At 50.6% G+C, this 16,796-nt stretch carries 19 protein-coding genes; 7 read left to right on the forward strand and 12 right to left on the reverse strand.

Going from position 1 to position 16,796, the window contains the following annotated elements; all coding sequences use genetic code 11:
• Positions 1–1,021 (reverse strand): acetyl-CoA C-acetyltransferase (locus tag AAC007_RS04460; protein ID WP_339674836.1); only part of this gene is annotated, 1,021 nt, incomplete at its 3' end.
• A gap of 192 nt (positions 1,022–1,213) precedes the next feature.
• Between AAC007_RS04460 and AAC007_RS04465 the strand changes: the two genes are divergently transcribed.
• Positions 1,214–2,248: an AraC family transcriptional regulator gene (locus AAC007_RS04465; RefSeq protein ID WP_339674837.1), complete on the forward strand. Its 1,035-nt coding sequence runs from the start codon at positions 1,214–1,216 to the stop codon at positions 2,246–2,248.
• Positions 2,249–2,454: 206 nt separating this feature from the next.
• Here AAC007_RS04465 and AAC007_RS04470 read toward each other — a convergent pair whose 3' ends face one another.
• Genes AAC007_RS04470 through AAC007_RS04480 form a run of 3 tightly spaced genes read right to left on the reverse strand, consistent with a single transcriptional unit; the run spans position 2,455 to position 5,065 of the window.
• Positions 2,455–2,832 carry a DUF6285 domain-containing protein gene (locus AAC007_RS04470; RefSeq protein WP_339674839.1) on the reverse strand — a complete coding sequence of 126 codons (378 nt, stop codon included), beginning with the start codon at positions 2,830–2,832 and terminating at the stop codon, positions 2,455–2,457.
• Positions 2,833–2,834: 2 nt separating this feature from the next.
• The gene (locus AAC007_RS04475; RefSeq protein ID WP_339674841.1) at positions 2,835–3,854 is read right to left on the reverse strand and encodes a phosphotransferase family protein; all 1,020 of its coding nucleotides are present in this window, start codon (positions 3,852–3,854) and stop codon (positions 2,835–2,837) included.
• A complete protein-coding gene (locus tag AAC007_RS04480; RefSeq protein ID WP_295870930.1) occupies positions 3,851–5,065 on the reverse strand; it encodes an acyl-CoA dehydrogenase family protein in 1,215 nt (404 codons plus the stop codon). Before AAC007_RS04480 ends, AAC007_RS04475 begins: the two co-directional genes overlap by 4 nt.
• Positions 5,066–5,219: 154 nt before the next feature.
• On the opposite strand from AAC007_RS04480, the gene AAC007_RS04485 reads away from it, so the two are divergent.
• The gene (locus AAC007_RS04485; protein ID WP_339674843.1) at positions 5,220–5,783 is read left to right on the forward strand and encodes a VOC family protein; all 564 of its coding nucleotides are present in this window, start codon (positions 5,220–5,222) and stop codon (positions 5,781–5,783) included.
• A 59-nt stretch (positions 5,784–5,842) separates the two neighbouring features.
• Here AAC007_RS04485 and AAC007_RS04490 read toward each other — a convergent pair whose 3' ends face one another.
• On the reverse strand, positions 5,843–6,295 hold the full coding sequence (locus AAC007_RS04490; RefSeq protein WP_219042052.1) for a MarR family transcriptional regulator: 453 nt from the start codon (positions 6,293–6,295) through the stop codon (positions 5,843–5,845).
• Positions 6,296–6,518: 223 nt separating this feature from the next.
• Here AAC007_RS04490 and AAC007_RS04495 point away from each other — a divergent pair, with 223 nt between their 5' ends.
• The gene (locus AAC007_RS04495; RefSeq protein ID WP_339674845.1) at positions 6,519–7,688 is read left to right on the forward strand and encodes an alpha/beta hydrolase; all 1,170 of its coding nucleotides are present in this window, start codon (positions 6,519–6,521) and stop codon (positions 7,686–7,688) included.
• Between the two features lie 7 nt (positions 7,689–7,695).
• Here the strand turns inward: AAC007_RS04495 and AAC007_RS04500 are convergent, their stop codons facing one another.
• On the reverse strand, positions 7,696–8,118 hold the full coding sequence (locus AAC007_RS04500; protein ID WP_339674848.1) for a GreA/GreB family elongation factor: 423 nt from the start codon (positions 8,116–8,118) through the stop codon (positions 7,696–7,698).
• A gap of 565 nt (positions 8,119–8,683) precedes the next feature.
• Here AAC007_RS04500 and AAC007_RS04505 point away from each other — a divergent pair.
• Positions 8,684–9,187 (forward strand): DUF2244 domain-containing protein, encoded by a 504-nt coding sequence (locus tag AAC007_RS04505; protein ID WP_339674850.1) that lies wholly within the window; start codon positions 8,684–8,686, stop codon positions 9,185–9,187.
• Here AAC007_RS04505 and AAC007_RS04510 read toward each other — a convergent pair.
• The 3 genes from AAC007_RS04510 to ybaK are packed head-to-tail and all read right to left on the reverse strand — an operon-like array spanning position 9,170 to position 11,295.
• A complete protein-coding gene (locus tag AAC007_RS04510; RefSeq protein WP_339674851.1) occupies positions 9,170–10,006 on the reverse strand; it encodes a hypothetical protein in 837 nt (278 codons plus the stop codon). The two genes, AAC007_RS04505 and AAC007_RS04510, sit on opposite strands and share 18 nt — an antisense overlap.
• A 48-nt stretch (positions 10,007–10,054) precedes the next feature.
• Complete coding sequence (locus tag AAC007_RS04515; RefSeq protein ID WP_295870915.1) at positions 10,055–10,780, reverse strand: SIMPL domain-containing protein; 726 nt, start codon at positions 10,778–10,780, stop codon at positions 10,055–10,057.
• A gap of 50 nt (positions 10,781–10,830) precedes the next feature.
• A complete protein-coding gene (gene ybaK / locus AAC007_RS04520; protein ID WP_295870913.1) occupies positions 10,831–11,295 on the reverse strand; it encodes a Cys-tRNA(Pro) deacylase in 465 nt (154 codons plus the stop codon).
• A gap of 355 nt (positions 11,296–11,650) precedes the next feature.
• On the opposite strand from ybaK, the gene rimO reads away from it, so the two are divergent.
• Positions 11,651–12,976, forward strand: coding sequence for a 30S ribosomal protein S12 methylthiotransferase RimO (gene rimO, locus AAC007_RS04525; protein ID WP_339674855.1), 1,326 nt, complete (start codon positions 11,651–11,653; stop codon positions 12,974–12,976).
• Positions 12,976–13,695 carry a 16S rRNA (uracil(1498)-N(3))-methyltransferase gene (locus AAC007_RS04530; RefSeq protein ID WP_339674856.1) on the forward strand — a complete coding sequence of 240 codons (720 nt, stop codon included), beginning with the start codon at positions 12,976–12,978 and terminating at the stop codon, positions 13,693–13,695. Before rimO ends, AAC007_RS04530 begins: the two co-directional genes overlap by 1 nt.
• Positions 13,696–14,139: 444 nt before the next feature.
• Here AAC007_RS04530 and AAC007_RS04535 read toward each other — a convergent pair whose 3' ends face one another.
• Both AAC007_RS04535 and AAC007_RS04540 read right to left on the reverse strand, forming a co-directional pair.
• A complete protein-coding gene (locus AAC007_RS04535) occupies positions 14,140–14,724 on the reverse strand; it encodes a 2-hydroxychromene-2-carboxylate isomerase (RefSeq protein ID WP_339674858.1) in 585 nt (194 codons plus the stop codon).
• Positions 14,725–14,738: 14 nt separating this feature from the next.
• The gene (locus AAC007_RS04540) at positions 14,739–15,479 is read right to left on the reverse strand and encodes an SDR family oxidoreductase (protein ID WP_339674859.1); all 741 of its coding nucleotides are present in this window, start codon (positions 15,477–15,479) and stop codon (positions 14,739–14,741) included.
• Between the two features lie 99 nt (positions 15,480–15,578).
• Here AAC007_RS04540 and AAC007_RS04545 point away from each other — a divergent pair, with 99 nt between their 5' ends.
• On the forward strand, positions 15,579–16,079 hold the full coding sequence (locus tag AAC007_RS04545) for a helix-turn-helix domain-containing protein (RefSeq protein WP_339674860.1): 501 nt from the start codon (positions 15,579–15,581) through the stop codon (positions 16,077–16,079).
• Positions 16,080–16,153: 74 nt separating this feature from the next.
• Here AAC007_RS04545 and AAC007_RS04550 read toward each other — a convergent pair whose 3' ends face one another.
• Complete coding sequence (locus AAC007_RS04550; protein ID WP_339674861.1) at positions 16,154–16,567, reverse strand: PaaI family thioesterase; 414 nt, start codon at positions 16,565–16,567, stop codon at positions 16,154–16,156.
• Positions 16,568–16,796: the final 229 nt, after the last annotated feature.

Raw genomic sequence — 16,796 nt, forward strand, 5'->3', positions numbered from 1 at the left:
CAGTTTCTTTTTGGAAACGCATCACTACCGATGCAAACGCTTCATTGACTTCGAACAGGTCAATGTCGTCGATAGACATACCGGCTTTTTCCAACACTTTCCAAGTTGCCGGCGCAGGACCAGTCAACATAATGGTCGGCTCGGTACTGGTAACCGCCGTGGCAACAATGCGGCCGCGGGCTTTTAAGCCCAACTCGACGCCAATTTTCTCGCTGCCGATCAGTACCGCTGACGCACCATCTACAATGCCTGAGGAGTTGCCTGGAGTATGGATATGATTGATTTTAACCACCTGCGGATACTTACTAAGCGCGATGTCGTCATAGCCCAGTGAACCGTGGAACTCAAATGATGCCTTTAGCCGCGCCAAGCCCTCTAGGCTGCTGTCGGGCTTTATAAACTCGTCACGCTCAAGAATGGTTACGCCGTTGTCGTCTTTAACCGCCATAACGGATTTATCAAAGTAACCGGCGTCTCTTGCAGCCGCTGCTTTTTGCTGAGAATGAAGTGCAAAGGCATCAACATCTTCACGGCTAAACCCAGCCAAGGTTGCGATCAAGTCGGCGCCCACACCCTGCGGTACGAAGGCGCTATCAAACGCGGTTTGCGGATCTTCGCCCCACGCGCCGCCGTTGCTACCCATAGGCACCCTCGACATACACTCAACACCGCCGGCAACGACAAGATCTTCCCAGCCTGACGCCACTTTCTGCGCAGCAAGGTTGACCGCTTCAAGACCGGAAGCGCAAAAGCGGTCTAACTGAAAACCAGCAACCCGCTCATCCCAACCCGCTTTCAACAAGGCCGTTTTGGCAATACAAGAGCCTTGCTCACCAATGGGAGTAACACACCCCATAATGACGTCATCGACTTTACTGGTATCGAGATTGTGGCGGTCTCGCAAGCCGTTAAGTAAACCGGCAAGTAGGTCAACCGGCTTCACTTCATGTAGCGAACCGTCTTTTTTACCTTTACCGCGAGGTGTACGAACTGCGTCGTAGATGAAAGCTGTATTAGCCATACTTTTTGTCCCTGACTGACATGATTATTACGTGGACAAGAGGTTCGCCCCCTAACCCCTTTTCCGCAATGACCGTCAATGACATACGATAGACATTATGTTACAAGTTAGTACTGAAAACTCTGAAGTGTGCGCCTGCGACTAAAAACTGGTCTGCAGGGAAATAGTCAGGCCAATTTCTCTCGGTATTTTATGGAAAACAGGACCATCTCCATCGCCTTTATCCGCAATATGGTGTCGGGCTGCGGGCTACCAAGGCGCCATTACAATGAGCTCTTGGAGCGTGCAGGGATAGACCCCAAATCGATAAACAGCCCACGCGCCAGGGTCACGCCAACACAGCTCTCCCAGCTAAATAAATGGATCACCGACGCCACCGGTGACGAAGGTATGGGGCATTATCGACAGCCACAAAAGCACGGTACGTTTCACGCATTAGCCTACTATCAACAGAGCGCCAGCGACTTAAAACAAGCTATAGAGCGCAATGTTAGCTTTTACAATTTATTCGATTTCGGCTTTAGCCTGGCGCTGGTCCGCAGCGGCGATTACATGAGTTACCGACTCCAAGCAGACCTAGGGCTGACATTAACTGACTGGGTTTACGAACAGCACCTGATGATAAACCACCGCTTTTTATGCTGGCTAACTGGCAGCACAATCCCCCTTCATCGCGTGAATTTAAATTACCCAGCACCAAGTCACAGCGGCGAATACCACTACCTATTTTTCAGCGATACCCGCTTTGCACAAGACCACAGTGAAATCGTGTTTCACCAGCAATATCTGAGTTTACCCATCATTCGTTCCACCGCGGAGCTAGACGACTACCTCTCTCGGGTACCCAGCGAATTCCTGCACATTCCCAACCAAGGTAGCAGTTACACAGAGAAAATAAGGCGGATCATTCGAAAATCGCTACCGGAAATACCGAGCTACGAGAACATGGCCGAGTCACTTGGACTAACACCGCAAACCTTGCGTCGCCGCCTCCGGCAGGAAGGATGTGATTATAGATTAATCAAAAACGAACTGATCCGGGATACCGCGATTGGCTATTTGTTACACGACAATAGAGAGATTAAAACGATTTCTTATCAACTCGGCTTCTCAGAGCCCAGCGCCTTCATCCGATCATTCAAAAAGTGGACGGGCGTGACGCCGCACCAGTACCGCGACAATCACAGCTTGGGTGCTGATTCACTCGAAAGCGGAGCCAAAGCTTAAATTAGCCGTCGGCCTAAAACCCCGCACATAGGTCTTAACATTGGCTTGTATTTGTCTGCGCCAAAAAACTACAGATTTCCGCGAGATTCCATTTCCACCTGCTGGGCGACTTACTGCTTTTTACGAAAAAATAAGCAAGAAAATCGCCCACAAATCACTCGCCCTTCAGCTATCCGGACTTCACAATAAGGCCCTAAAGCCAGCATTTAGGGGTCAACATGCTTTACATAACTAGCATAGTGCGGATTATCTATCGCCATTTTGGCTAAGGTAATGCGCTCTAAGACTGGAAGTATGTCGTCTTCCCCAGGCCTTATATCAGCACTATTTATAAACTCTACCAGGCGCTGGTTTTGGCTTCTCTCTGAGCCGTCATCACCCAACAAGGTATTGAGTTGGTCACGCTCTAGGCGCTTAAATTCCTCACCCAACTCAGACTCGCGGGCGATGATCCCCAGCACATTGCCCGCAATTTTGAGCTTATATTTAAGCGCACTGTCGCTGACCGCTGGCGCTAACTCAGCTTCTAAAAATGACTGCAAAGCATCGCATAGCTGACTAATATTTGGTTTATTTACTGGCACGTCTACTCCCCCCGCAATAAATCGAGAATATCTAGCTCACACTCGGAAACGCGGCGGCCGATAGCAACTCGCTCCAGTGAACGCTCGCGGCCACTCAAATGCATATCGCATTGATATAGGCAAATCACTCCCCACTTGAGCACACCAAATAGCTCCCAAAATGTCACCACCTTAGGATCAACCTGTCGGCCGCTCGCCTGCGAATAGGCTTGATATAAGCTGTCGCGGTCACCGAAGCCACCGACCGGCTTATCAATTCGCCCAAAGCGCCAGGAATTTACACAGAGCCAGCCCAAGTCTTCCATGGGGTCACCAATATGCGACAGCTCCCAGTCGAGCACGGCGCGAACACCGTCCTCGTCCACTATCAAATTGCCGTTGCGGAAGTCCCCGTGCACCAAGGTTTCCTCGGTACAGAGCGGGATATGTTCGGCGAGCCAGCGAAACGCATATTCAAACACCGGCAGGGATTGCTGATAGCCGTCATAAGCCTGTCGATAAAATGCAATTTGATCTGCCGCCAGAGCCCGATGCAATCCAGTCACCGTCTTTAGCGGCACAGCGTGGATAGCCGCTAAAATGTCGCCACACTGCCCCGCCATTTTTCCTCTAGCCACAGCGTAGCGTGGATCTTTGAGTATTTTCTGCGGCAGGGTTTCACCAGCGATATGACGCATGATAAATCCTTCGCCCAGGCCATCCTCAGTACTTAACTTCAGAACTATCGCCGGTGCTGGCACGCCTGCGGCAACCGCAGCACCAAGAACGTAAGCCTCTTGCGATTTGCTAAGCGCTCCGCCAAATTGGCTGGCATCATTGCCACGGCGCAATATCAAGGCCTGCTCACCCTGCGACGTCATAGCGCTGAATGCCCAGGTCTGGGCAGCCGCGCCGCCCGTCAGACGGCGCAGCCCCGCAATAGTAACGGGCTCAGCAAACTGCCTTGAAAGTGCTTTTTCCAATGGCGCCAGCAAATCCTCCGCTCTCGTTGTTGGCGCCGCCACTGCCGCCGCCTCACTCACAGATCACCCGCCCATTCCGCATCGCGCTCGCCAAAATCCCAGCCCTGACCATTGTCGCGATAGCGCTTTAATACCTGCTTGGCAACCGATTGAATATGCACTTCATCTGGACCGTCATAGATACGTGCCTCGCGGGCGTGGCGATACATTCGACTCAATGGCGTATCGTCGGTAAGGCCCGCCGCGCCATACACTTGAATAGCGCGATCTACCACATTGTGGAGCATGCGTGCACCCACCACTTTGATCGCCCCAATCTCCACCCGCGCAGCGTCGCCGCTGTCTATGCAACGCGCAGCGTGCAGGGTGAGCTGTCGGCAAGCCTGAATCTCGGCGAGACTATCAAATACGTGTTGCTGCATGAGCTGCTTATCTGCGAGGCTAGAACCAAACGCACTGCGGCTATGTAGGCGCTCACACATTAAATCGAAGGCGCGCTGAGCCTGACCCAGCCACCGCATACAATGGAAAATTCGTCCTGGCCCCAAACGTCGCTGCGCGATCACAAAACCCTCGCCGCGACCGCCAAGCAAGTGATGTTCAGGCACCCGGATATCCTTGTATTTCACTTCGAAATGGCCGCTATTTAATCCGAGTAGCGGCGTATCTCTCACAATCTCATAGCCCACCGCGTCGGTGGGAACCAAAATCATGCTGAAAGCTTTGTGGTCAGGCGCCTCAGGCTCCGTGCGACACATAATAGTTGTATAGGCGGCGATATCCGCACCGGTGGTAAACCACTTGTGGCCATTGATACGCCAAACACCATCTTCAAGTACGGCACTGGTCTGTAATTGCGTCGGATCGGAGCTGGCCAGCGCTGGCTCGGTCATGGCAAAACTCGGGCAAATTTCACCGGCAACCAAGGGCCGCAAATACTGCTCCTGCTGCTGTGGCGACGCGTACTGCTTAAGCATCAAAGAGTCTTGTAAGGAATAAGTGCCAAATACGCGCTGGGCGTATTCAGAGCGGCCAATCACTTCATTGATATACACGTAATCGAGAAAGGGCATGCCCTGCCCACCGATTTCCTTAGGGTGCCCCAAGGCCCATAAACCTGCAGCCTTGGCTTCGACCACCAACTCCACAAGCTTGGCCTCAGAGGCCGCCTTATCGGCGCCCTGCAACACGGCTTCAGCAGGATATATACGCTGTTCCAGAAATGCCTTAGCCCGCTGACGAACGTCAAACCACCCGCAAGATTCGCTCACAACACACCCCTATTCTTATGATTATGAATGTCGACAATACAAACAAGACGCCTTTTTATTGTCAAGTAAATTGACTTTATATATGATAACGGCAATATCACTGTGATACACCAACAATAACAACAATAGCCATTACCTGAGTAGCGAGATCAGTATGAACGCATCACTAAAGCCATTACACAATATTCATCACGCCGCCTACCGCTGCCGTGACGCAGAGCAAACTCGCTGGTTTTACGAGGACGTGCTTGGCTTAAAATTAGCTGCTGCCTTTGAGGAAGACATCGACTTTGGTGAAGGACTCGGCCGCAACCGCAATTTTTTGCATATTTTCTTTGAGATGGGCGACGGCAACTACCTCGCGTTTTTTGACGAACCCGGCATTTCTAAAGAAGCCGATTTTGGCCGCAAAGACAGCTTCGACATGCACCTAGCCTTAGAAGCAGAAACAATGGAAGATTTACTGGCCTGGCACAAGCACATCAACGACGCAGGCAAAACCTGCCTCGGCCCCATTGACCACGGCTTTGTGCACTCGGTTTATATGTATGACCCCAACGGTATACAAGTTGAAATTACCTGCCGCGCGACAGACCCGTCACTAATGCAACAGCACACCGACGACGCAAGGAGCTCATTAGCAGCGTGGACCGAAAAAACTCGTCCACTTAAAGAAGAAACCTTTGGTGCAGCTAAAATTGATAAACGCGCCCGCTAACAAAGCGGGCATTAGCAATCACTCCACGGGTACTCCTTCAACATGATATTGAAGGTGTACTAGACCGGCGGCACGACAACGATCGGGCCCCAGCCCTTACTCAGCGCCTGCTTTAATTGTTTTAATTGGGCTTTGCCAATGCGATTACCGAGCTCGTCTTCTATGCCGATAATAGCCTTTTCCGCATCTTGGCGAATTTTATCGGCGGCGCTACTAAACTGAACGATTTTAGCGCGACGATCGGCGGGATCTGGCACCAGCTCCAACAAACCGTCATCCTTCATACCCTGCAGTAATTGATGAATAGCCTGTCGGCTGACACCTAGATTGCGCGCCAGGAACGCGGGGCGATTGATACCCACGGTCACGCTTATCATGATCATTGATTTGGTTCGATTCATTCGCTCCCAGCCCGCCGCTTCTAGGCTGGCCTGCAGACTCTCGTCCATCCAGAACAAGGCGTAAGCCAAGGTGCCAATCAAAAAATCCTGATGCTCTGCTATTTTTTTCATTCAATTATCCAGGCATATACGGTGCTTAAATGCACCGCCACTCGTGACATATAAGCGCAAGGTAAATACATTTACGAGTACGATAAGCATGCCATTGTATGCGGTATCGACCTAGAATAACCAGCATAGCTATCGCTATTTTAGTAAAGATAATTGACATATTATCTAAGAATTGCTCTACTGCCACCCATACTTTTCTTGTGAGCAAGCAGCGAGTATCGTCATGACCAATAAGAAAAAAGCCTACGAGCGCGTACCTTATTTAATTTTCTATCAAGACAAAAGTCCATTTAAAGAGACCTACGGCGGGCCAATGGATTTTGGCGCCTTGAAGTCACATCTGCTGCGTCCGGCAGAACCGAAAACAAACAATGTCATTGTGTTTATGCACCCCGTGGGTGGCGGCGAATATCTACCGATGATTACCGAGCTGGCCAAGGCTGGCTATCCGGTGATTTATTGCCAAAGTCGATATCCCGGCAATGACACCGCGCTGATCATGGAAAAAGTCGTTATTGATCTAGGTAACTGTATTCGTCACGCCAAAGAAACCTTTGGTTTCGATAAAGTGATACTCGCGGGCTGGAGCGGCGGCGGCTCGCTGTCGATGTTCTACCAAAGTCAGGCAGAAAACCCGACCATTACTAAGACACCCGCCGGAGATGCGGTAGACCTCACGATTCAAGGCCTAATTCCCGCTGATGGCATTATGATGCTGGCAGCCCACATCAGCCGCACCCACACATTAACCGAGTGGATGGACGCGTCGATTTTAGATGAACAAGACCCAAATCACCGCGACCCGGAACTGGATATTTACAATCCCGAGAATACCAACCAGCCACCCTATTCTGCAGCGTTTTTGGAGCGTTACCGCGCCGCGCAAATTGCCCGTAACCGCAAAATTACGGCATGGGTTAAAGAGAAATTAGCAAGTCTGAAGGACAGCGGCCGCCCCAATGATGAATTCGCTTTTGTGGTGCATGGCACCATGGCCGATCCTCGCTGGCTAGACCCGACTATTGACGCCAATGACCGCAAGCCGCGCTGGTGTTACTTGGGTGACCCTGAGGTGGTCAATAACGGCCCAGTTGGTCTCGCCCGCTTTTGCACGCTGCGCAGCTGGCTATCGCAGTGGAGTTACGATGATTCCAATGCTGACGGACTGCGCTGCGCCCAGACTATCAGCGTGCCCGCCCTCGTTATTGGCAACAGTGCAGACGACGCCTGCACACCGAGCCACACCACGCGAATCTTTGATGCGATAGCTCACGACAACAAAGAAATGCACGAAATTAAGGGTGCCACCCATTATTACTTCGGACAGGAAGCGCAATTAAAGGAAGCCATTCAACTGTGTGGTGACTGGCTCGCTCGCCAAGATTTATTGTAACTAGCGCTTAGCCAGCGCTTGCACTCTGACGGCGCTCGCTTTTGCAGGCCGGAATATCGATATTCTGCACTGACAAGCGCCGAACCTTGCCATTCAATAGCGGCCACTCAATTTCACTGCCCTTTTGCAACCCCAATAGTGCGCATCCCACTGGCGACAGCACGGAGATTTTTAATGTCGTGACGTTTGCCTGCCAAGGCATCACCAAGGTAACGCTCGTTTTCGATTGCGAATCTAAATCAATAAAGGTGACCAAGGAATTAATACAAACGAAATCGTGTTTGTAATCACCGTCCTCAACAATGTCTGCACGATCTAACTCTGACTGTAAGTCCTGCGCCGCCTCTGATCGATTGCGACGCAGAAATTCGCTTAAAACTTGATAATCAGATTGCTTAACAAAAATAGGGATATGGGTTAAGTCTTGCATCATTTTCTCCATAGCAAAAACCCAGCGAAAATAAAAAAATTCGCTACTAATTAATTACGATTAGCTTGGTGTGTTGCGGGCGACTGAGTAAAACTCAATCGCCTCAGGAGAGGAAGGCGACAAAAATCCCAGCGCAAACTGCACCGAAATTGAAACTTTTAACTACATAAAATAATGCGGTATTCATGGAGCCGAGATTAGCAGCTTTAAAAAACTAAGCAAGCGCTCTGCGCTCAGTTAATAATTATAATTATGTTTAATTTAAATCCAGCGCCTTACACATCAACATAAATTGCAAAACCGATGTCCCCGATGGATATAGGCAGGCCGTGACTGGACTCGCTCACAACCCGTTTAATATGGGCACAAATGGAAGCAGGGACTACAATGCCAAGGAATTGCGGAGTTTAAAGCTAGGCGTTTTTAGCAAAATGCTAAACAACTCGGGCTGTAGGGGACGCGGCGACCCGCAACGCACTGACGATGTAGCAAAAAGTAAAGGCCGAACCAACCTGCAGCAAACGCCGCAACTGCTAGACTCTAATTAAGCAAGAGGCTGAGCATTATGATTGCAATTCAAGACCACGAGGACAGCGCAGAAATCATTCTGCGCCCAAACTGTTCTGCTAGCTGGGATCAAAACCGCCGCATCATATTTGCGGTAATGGCGGTGAACACCCTCTTTAGTACTGGCTTCATTGTCATCGGCGCCTGGCTGGTATTACCCTTTATGGGTTTAGAGCTGCTGATCTTATGGCTGTTACTGAGCCGAACTTTTCGAAATCTGCAAATACAGCAAATTGTCAGTCTTAGCCCACAAACCCTGAGTATTGACATTGGCCATCGGCGCCGCGAACGCAGCTGGCGGTGGCCCAGAAACACCAGTTATATACTCGTTACGGTAAAGCCCCACCCTTGGGACCCCTTACACATCAGCCTAAGCCACTGCGGCGAACAGGTTTCAATTGGTGATTTTTTAAATAAAGACGATAGTCAGCAACTACTTAGCACCCTGCGCCGACATCTGCCAGTTAGGCACTATTGCGAAGACTCAATAATCAACATCTGAAAGTGGCTCAATCGGCGCATTCGCTTCAACCAACAAGGACAGGACGCCAAGCTCTCCGAAGGAGGCGTAGTAACGCCCTGCTTGCAAAGGCAACATCTGTCCCAGCGCACCGGTCAATAGCCATTGATCAGGATAAATAACCCAGCCCTGCGCCACACGGTCGTTAATTAATTCAAGCAACATTGGCCACTGGCCGCCGCCAGCAAGCGAATTACTCTGTGCTGAAAAAACAATTTGATCATTGTGATGCAAGCCCACTGTTATCGCATCAATATCGACACTGCCAATAGCCACCGGCTCGCCAACAACAAAGCTATGCGCCGCCGCATTGGCACGAACAATCTCAAAGACGCTTGGCATACCCACACTTTTAAAGCCTAAGTCAGGTAATTCCGCAGCAGGAGCAACATCGGCCACGAGCTTCTTTAGGCTGGCAACGTCGGCCACCGCATGCTTTATTGGCTGCTTTAAACGAAAAGCCAACTCGACCTCGATCATGCCTCTCTTAAAATTAGTAAGATTTACAGCTTGTGTTGAATCAAGGTTTGCCCCGGGTAGCAAGACGCCCATTATGGCGCGATCGCTGTGAAACTGGTGTTGCGACGCAAGGGAGGTAAGCCCCGCTTTAAAGCCTTCAGGCACACGCCCACCGAGCTTTTTATCAAGACTCAATTTCTGAGACTGATAAGCCCCGCGCCATTGCAATGCTTTTACCGACGCTGAACTCTCCTCGCCGTTACTGTCAGCCCAGCTTATTGTGGCAGCACCGAATAAGCTAAGTGCTAACACCAGTTTTATTACACCTAAAAATTGCTGCATTTCACCAACCGCTAAACCCTGAGTAAATCAGGCAAACCGAATGTTAAATCAGTCTGAAAGATAATATTCCACCGTAGACACAACGCGCACTTTTTTAATGTGCGGATTGTTTTTGTCTCGGTCACTTATTGAAAACTGGCCCTGCGAGGCCCGCTTAATTTTGCCTAATACGCTGTCGGAATCAGCGGCAAATTTCTCTGCAACGGCGCGTGCCTGACGCGTTGCCTCTTCAATCATCGTCGGTTTGACCTGATTGAGTTTGGTAAAAATATACTCGGTTTGGGCCTGATAATTATTGCCGTTAAAGGCGATGCCTTTTTGACCTAGTTCAGACAGCTCGCGACTCACTTCGCGTACTTTTTCGATATTGTCGGTGTATACCGTCACCGTCTGCTCCGAAGTATAACGAAATGGCGAGCCACCGTTATTGCCATATTGCTGTGCAGATTTATCGGTAATCGCTGGCGCCGACACAGATATCTCATCACTGGAAAAACCCTTGTCGCGCAAAAAGGATTTAATGGTCGCGATTCGCTCATCTAACAGGATATAGAGCTTGGGCAGATCGTTGCTGGCTTCGGTAAACTGCAGCGGCCAGATCGCAATATCGGCGGTAAACTCACGCTCAGACAAGCCTTTTACCGTCACACTGCGCTCAAACTGGCGGTATTGCGTCACTGCGGTACCGAGTAGGACACCGAGTACCGCAAGTCCCAAGACCAGCGAAATCCCCAAAATCAGCGCACTGGCCGCTGAACCTTTAGAATTAGTCATTCCAATCCCCCATTCCAATCCGAATATTCGCTTTTGAAAACCAAGCTTTATTAAATGAGCTCGAAAAAAACACCCCGTGTAAGCGCCCGTAAATCCTCGGGAGCCAATTCCAGCTCTAATCCGCGCCGACCAGCGCTAACAAATAGAGTAGCGTACTGCCGCGCTGACTCATCAATCGCGGTCGCCAATAACTTCTTCTGCCCCACCGGACTAACACCACCCAACACATAGCCCGTCGCTCTCTCTACCTCGGCGGGCCCTGCCATTGCGGCCTTCTTGGCACCCAATGCCCTGGCTGCCTGCTTCATATTTAGTTTTGCGGACACGGGCAATATCGCCACGGCAAGATCACCGGTGTTCAACGTGATAACCAAGGTTTTAAATACCCGCTCAGGTGCAATAGCGAGTTTCTCTGCGGCCTCCAAGCCATACGACGTGCTGCTTGGGTCATGCTCATAAGTGTGGACGGTATGGGAAACCTTCTGCTTTTTGAGCAAATTAACTGCTGGTGTCATATCCGCTCCAAACCGCCTCCCTAAGCCTGTAATTGACCGCAAGCCACTAAGCTAGTTCCCAATTAAACGCCAGCCGTCTGAGCAACACGGAGCACTCAGGGCAAATAAGTTAAGATTGAAATCACTATCACCTCACTACCGTCGCTGCAGCTGCCAATAGCACCTGATGTGGACGGCGTTTGGATCGAATTCACAACATTATTCCCTCGCCAACACGCGGCTTAGAACCACTTTCAGCACTATTAACGCTATCGTCGCAGGCAAACACCCCACTTCGTATATGGCTAGCCGAGCGGCCGTGCTAAAATTGCGCGCTTTTCCAAATTCACTAAACGCCGCCAGGTATGAGCACAATATGAGTATGTCAGACGCAAGAAAACGGGTTGGATTCGTAAGTTTGGGTTGCCCGAAAGCCCTGGTCGATTCCGAGCGTATTCTCACCCAATTGCGTATCGACGGCTACGACATTGTGCCAAATTACGATGACGCCGACGTGGTTGTCGTCAATACCTGTGGCTTTATCGATAGCGCGAAGCAAGAATCCTTAGACGCCATCGGCGAAGCCCTAAAAGAAAACGGCAAGGTTATCGTGACCGGCTGCATGGGTGACGATGCCAAAATTCGCGCGGTACACCCCAACGTCCTGGCCGTTAGTGGCCCAGCAGCCTATGAAGAAGTGGTTGGCGCCGTCCACGAATGGGCCCCCGCCAATAAACAGCACGACCCCTTTATCGATTTGGTGCCACCGCAGGGCGTTAAATTAACTCCCCGCCATTACGCCTACTTAAAAATATCCGAAGGCTGCAACCACCGCTGCAGCTTCTGCATTATCCCGTCTATGCGCGGTGATTTAGTGAGTCGCCCCATCGGCAGCGTGCTAGAAGAAGCCAAGCGCTTGGTCAACGCCGGCGTTCGCGAAATTTTGGTGGTGTCACAAGACACCAGCGCCTATGGCCTAGACACCAAATACAAGCTCGACTTTTGGGATGGTCGCCCAATAAAAACCCGCATGCTGGAACTGTGCGAAGCCTTAGGTGAAATGGGTGTTTGGGTGCGTTTGCACTATGTTTACCCCTACCCCCATGTCGACAATGTCATTCCACTGATGGCCGAGGGTAAAATTCTGCCCTATCTCGATATTCCCTTTCAGCACGCCAGCCCCAAAGTGCTAAAAGCCATGAAGCGCCCAGCTCACCAAGAAAAGACCTTGGAGCGCATTAAAAAATGGCGGGGGATTTGCCCAGACTTAGTTATTCGCTCAACGTTTATCGTCGGTTTCCCCGGAGAAACCGAAGAAGACTTCCAAATGCTGCTGGACTGGCTACAGGAAGCCCAACTCGACCGCGTCGGCTGCTTTGAATACTCACCAGTTGAAGGCGCCACCGCCAATGAGCTAGACGAGCAAGTGCCAGAAGACGTGAAGAATGATCGCTGGCAGCGCTTTATGGTGGTCGCCCAGGAAATCTCCGCCAAACGCCTACGCGCCAAAATTGGCACGCAACAGGAAGTTCTTATCGATACCGTCGATGAAGAAGGCGCTATCGGTCGCAGTGTCGCCGACGCACCAGAAATCGACGGCAAAGTGTATTTGGACGGCTTTACCGACGTGAAACCCGGCGACGCTCTGATCGTAAATATCATCGATTCTGACGATTACGATCTGTGGGCTGAACCCGCCTAATGAACCTGCTGCTATTGCGGCCTGAAGACTTAGGCTGTGATCCCACGTCACACAACATCACGCTAACAGACCACCGCGCGGCACATATTCGCAATGTGCTGCGCGCCAAGCTTGGCGACACCCTTAAAGTGGGCATGTTAAATGGCCTCACCGGCAGCGCCAGCATCACTGCAATTAACAATGACAGCGTGAGCGTTGAATTTGAATTGCACAGCCCGCCGCCTGCGAAACTGGCACTGACGTTATTACTTGCCCTGCCCAGACCCAAAATGGCGAGGCGAATTATTCGCTCAGCGACCGAACTCGGCGCATCAGAGATCATTCTGCTCAATAGTTATCGCGTTGATAAAAGCTACTGGCAAAGCCCCCTCGTCAGCGAGGAAACGCTGCACAAGGCCATGCTAGAAGGCCTGGAACAAGCAGGCGATACGGTGTTGCCAACGCTGCGACGAGCTGAGCGCTTTAAACCCTTTGTGGAAGATGAACTGCCCAGCCTGCTAGAAAACAAAATAGGGCTGCTGGCCCACCCCTATTCGGAACAAAGTCCACCTCAAAAAGTGCAGCAAGATTGTGTGTTGGCCATTGGCCCGGAAGGTGGGTTTATCCCCTACGAATGCGAAAAACTGATCGACGCTGGCTTGCAGAGCTTCAGCCTTGGCTCCCGCATTTTAAAAACCGAAACTGCCGTTTCTACCTTGATTGGCCGCTTGTTTTTATAAACGTCGCACTACATAGCTGGTGCAACGCAGCGGAAATCTCGCCCATCTATAGTTAAAAGCGCCTCGTCTCCTTTATTCCAAAAACGGGTATCGGCATTGGCGTAGCGAGCTCCAGACGCGCTCCGCTCCCTTGTTAATACTTCCGCCTCCCCGCTCCTGAATAATTGCAGCCTATCCGGCCCCAGAAATCTGACTTCAAGCGCCCCAAAGTCTTGGCACTTAAATCTTACGGATACACTAGAACCCTGATCCGGTTTTAAACTATTTTCGCTCGCCGCGGAATCATCCGCACTGCAGGCGGCTAGGCTAGCTGCAGACAACAACAAAATTAGATAGCCAAAAACATGTCGCATATCTTGCCTGGTAGCCTGGATAAACTTTGGCGCGGGACGTTGGCATTACTATTTGGAATATCGCAAGCGTCCCGTCAAAATTACGCCTTACTTACTGTAAAGCGCGCTCGACGAAATCCAGGCGATCCTGGCCAAAAAACATGTCGTTGCCAACAAAGAACGTCGGGGCACCAAACACGTGACGCGCTATCGCCTCATTCGTAATCTCTTTTAAGCGCGCTTTCACGGCATCTTGTTCGCACAAAGCGAGAACTTCCGCCGGATCAAAACCGGCTGAACTGAGAACCTCACTCACGCCCTCCGTGGTGGTCATGTTGTTCTCATTTACCCACAGTGCCGTAAAAATGGCAGTTATATAGTCGTGAAACCGCGGTGTGTCTAAAAACGCCACCGCACCGCGCATCAAGGTTAGGGTGTTAACTGGAAAATACGGGTTAAAGCTAAATGGAGTTTCGTAGTGATCTGCCGCGCGCTGTAAATCCATCATCATATAGCGCGCTTTGGTGGGTATCATCGCCGGCGACTGATTGCCAGTCGCTTTAAATACGCCACCTAATAACATCGGCTTAAAAATAATTTCGGCCCCGGTACGCTCTGCCAATGCCGCCAGTTGCGTCCACGCCACATAACTCGCCGGACTACCTACATCAAAAAAGAATTCCACTGTTTTTTTCATGTTATTCAATGCCTTTAAAAAGTTTCTTGCCAGGGACGCAAATCAAATTCATGGGTCCAACAGTCTTTGGGCTGACAATGTATTTGCCAATACTGCTCGGCAATATGGTCGGGATCGAGAATGCCAGCTTGCGCTTTACTAGCGTATTTCTCCGGAAAGTTGTCTTGAATAAAGGCCGTGTCAATCGCGCCGTCGATAATGGAGTGCGCCACATGAATACCCTGGGGACCGAGTTCGCGAGCCATACTTTGCGCCAATGCCCGCAGGGCAAACTTGGCGCTGGCAAAAGCACTAAAACCACTTCCGCCACGCAATGATGCCGTAGCGCCGGTAAAAATAATCGTACCGCTGTTGCGCGGGAGCATCGCTCTAGCCGCCTCTCGACCAGTGAGAAAACCAGCAAACGCCGCCATTTCCCAAACCTTTTGATACACCCTTGCAGTCGTCTCAGTGATCGAAAACATCACATTCGCGCCGATATTGAAAACCACCACGCCCACTGGGCCAATATCCCGTTCAATCGAAGCAAACAGATCGACCATGGCCTCTTCATTTCTAGCGTCACACGCCTGCGTATGCGCCACGCCACCTTCAGCCTCTATTTCCTCACGCAGTGTTTGCATGGAGTCCGCATTGCGACGCGTTGCCACCACACTATATCCCTCGCGAGCAAAGCGACGGGCAATAGCACTACCAGTCGCATCACCGGCACCGATAACCACCGCCACCTGCTTTTCTTGTTTGCTATTGCTCATAAATCACCGTAAGTTCTTTTTTGGAACCAACAAAATATAGGTTCCTTTTTAGAACTTGTCAATTTATTCTAGTGCCTGTGTTCTTTAGGATTCTGTTCTATGCGCTGGGAAGACCTTGATCAGCAACCCTGCTCACTCGCTCGCACCCTCGCGGTGGTCGGCGATCGCTGGACTTTACTCATACTCCGGGACTGTTTTTTGGGGGTAAGACGTTTCGACGCCTTCGAACAGCGCCTTGGCATTACCCGCCACGTGCTCACCGATAGGCTTAAAAAGCTAGTGAGTTACGGCGTGCTCTACAAATCCCCCTACCAAGAGCGGCCCTTACGCGAAGAATACCGGCTCAGCGAAAAAGGACTGGAGCTCCACCCCGTGATACTTGGACTAGTTGGCTGGGGCGATAAACATATGAGCGACGAACGGGGCGCACCCATCATTCATATCCACAAATCCTGCGGGCAGGAAATGCGCGCCACCACACATTGCTCAGGGTGTGGTGAAGCCATTACCGCAAAAGATATAAAAGTTGAGGTCGCAAAGAGCTGGCAGGGTCATTTAGATGATTTCCTGCCCGGTAAAAAGCCGGTAACGACACGATGACTTTCCGCATATCGGCTTTTGTGTTTTTTCGACCCTGACACTCGCTAAGAACGCTATTGCTAGTTAGCCGCTAGTTATTTCGAAATGTGGTAGCAAGCGGTGGTTCGCACAACGATGCGGCCGTCGACCTTCATCACGGCGTGCGAATAAAGTGATCCTTTAGTTTCTCTTACCAGATCTGCCTCAATTTCTATCCACGCGTTGGGGGGCACCGGCGCAATAAAATCAATATCCAAACTCTTGGTGGGAAAATGAACATTATCGCCGCTTATTTGCTCCTCCAATGACATTAGCTGCATGTCGGCAAGATAAGCAAGTACGCCGCCATGACAGGTCCCGGCCATATTAAGATGATGATCCCGAACCCGAAACCCCAGCACTTTCTTCTCACCCACGTACTTTATATAAATATTACCCATATGAGTATCAAAGCCAGGGGCCGAATCAACTAATTCAAAACCTACTGGTGTCGCGTCATTTATGTCCATTTACAAATCCCATCTATTTCAAAGACCACTTGCGCCGATTAATTTACCGTCGACACAATACCTATTTAAGCTCTCTTTTAAAACGACATAATTCCCTTGGGCTAACCGCAATACTGTCAAGACCACCACCTGAATCACAACTCAAATCAAGGCGACGGCTAAAACAGCCCGTCATAAACACCGGAATTCCAATCCTGAATGATATATTTAGCAAATTACTTTTAAACAT

The organism is uncultured Zhongshania sp. (genome assembly GCF_963975605.1).
In the GTDB taxonomy this organism is placed as follows: domain Bacteria; phylum Pseudomonadota; class Gammaproteobacteria; order Pseudomonadales; family Spongiibacteraceae; genus Spongiibacter; species Spongiibacter aquimaris.

Coding starts and splice junctions, on each gene's coding strand:
- AAC007_RS04465 (WP_339674837.1), top strand. CDS start 1,214: ATGGAAAACAGGACCATCTCCATCGCCTTTATCCGCAATATGGTGTCG.
- AAC007_RS04485 (WP_339674843.1), top strand. CDS start 5,220: ATGAACGCATCACTAAAGCCATTACACAATATTCATCACGCCGCCTAC.
- AAC007_RS04490 (WP_219042052.1), bottom strand. CDS start 6,295: ATGAAAAAAATAGCAGAGCATCAGGATTTTTTGATTGGCACCTTGGCT.
- AAC007_RS04495 (WP_339674845.1), top strand. CDS start 6,519: ATGACCAATAAGAAAAAAGCCTACGAGCGCGTACCTTATTTAATTTTC.
- AAC007_RS04500 (WP_339674848.1), bottom strand. CDS start 8,118: ATGCAAGACTTAACCCATATCCCTATTTTTGTTAAGCAATCTGATTAT.
- AAC007_RS04505 (WP_339674850.1), top strand. CDS start 8,684: ATGATTGCAATTCAAGACCACGAGGACAGCGCAGAAATCATTCTGCGC.
- AAC007_RS04510 (WP_339674851.1), bottom strand. CDS start 10,006: ATGCAGCAATTTTTAGGTGTAATAAAACTGGTGTTAGCACTTAGCTTA.
- AAC007_RS04515 (WP_295870915.1), bottom strand. CDS start 10,780: ATGACTAATTCTAAAGGTTCAGCGGCCAGTGCGCTGATTTTGGGGATT.
- ybaK (WP_295870913.1), bottom strand. CDS start 11,295: ATGACACCAGCAGTTAATTTGCTCAAAAAGCAGAAGGTTTCCCATACC.
- rimO (WP_339674855.1), top strand. CDS start 11,651: ATGAGTATGTCAGACGCAAGAAAACGGGTTGGATTCGTAAGTTTGGGT.
- AAC007_RS04530 (WP_339674856.1), top strand. CDS start 12,976: ATGAACCTGCTGCTATTGCGGCCTGAAGACTTAGGCTGTGATCCCACG.
- AAC007_RS04535 (WP_339674858.1), bottom strand. CDS start 14,724: ATGAAAAAAACAGTGGAATTCTTTTTTGATGTAGGTAGTCCGGCGAGT.
- AAC007_RS04540 (WP_339674859.1), bottom strand. CDS start 15,479: ATGAGCAATAGCAAACAAGAAAAGCAGGTGGCGGTGGTTATCGGTGCC.
- AAC007_RS04545 (WP_339674860.1), top strand. CDS start 15,579: ATGCGCTGGGAAGACCTTGATCAGCAACCCTGCTCACTCGCTCGCACC.
- AAC007_RS04550 (WP_339674861.1), bottom strand. CDS start 16,567: ATGGACATAAATGACGCGACACCAGTAGGTTTTGAATTAGTTGATTCG.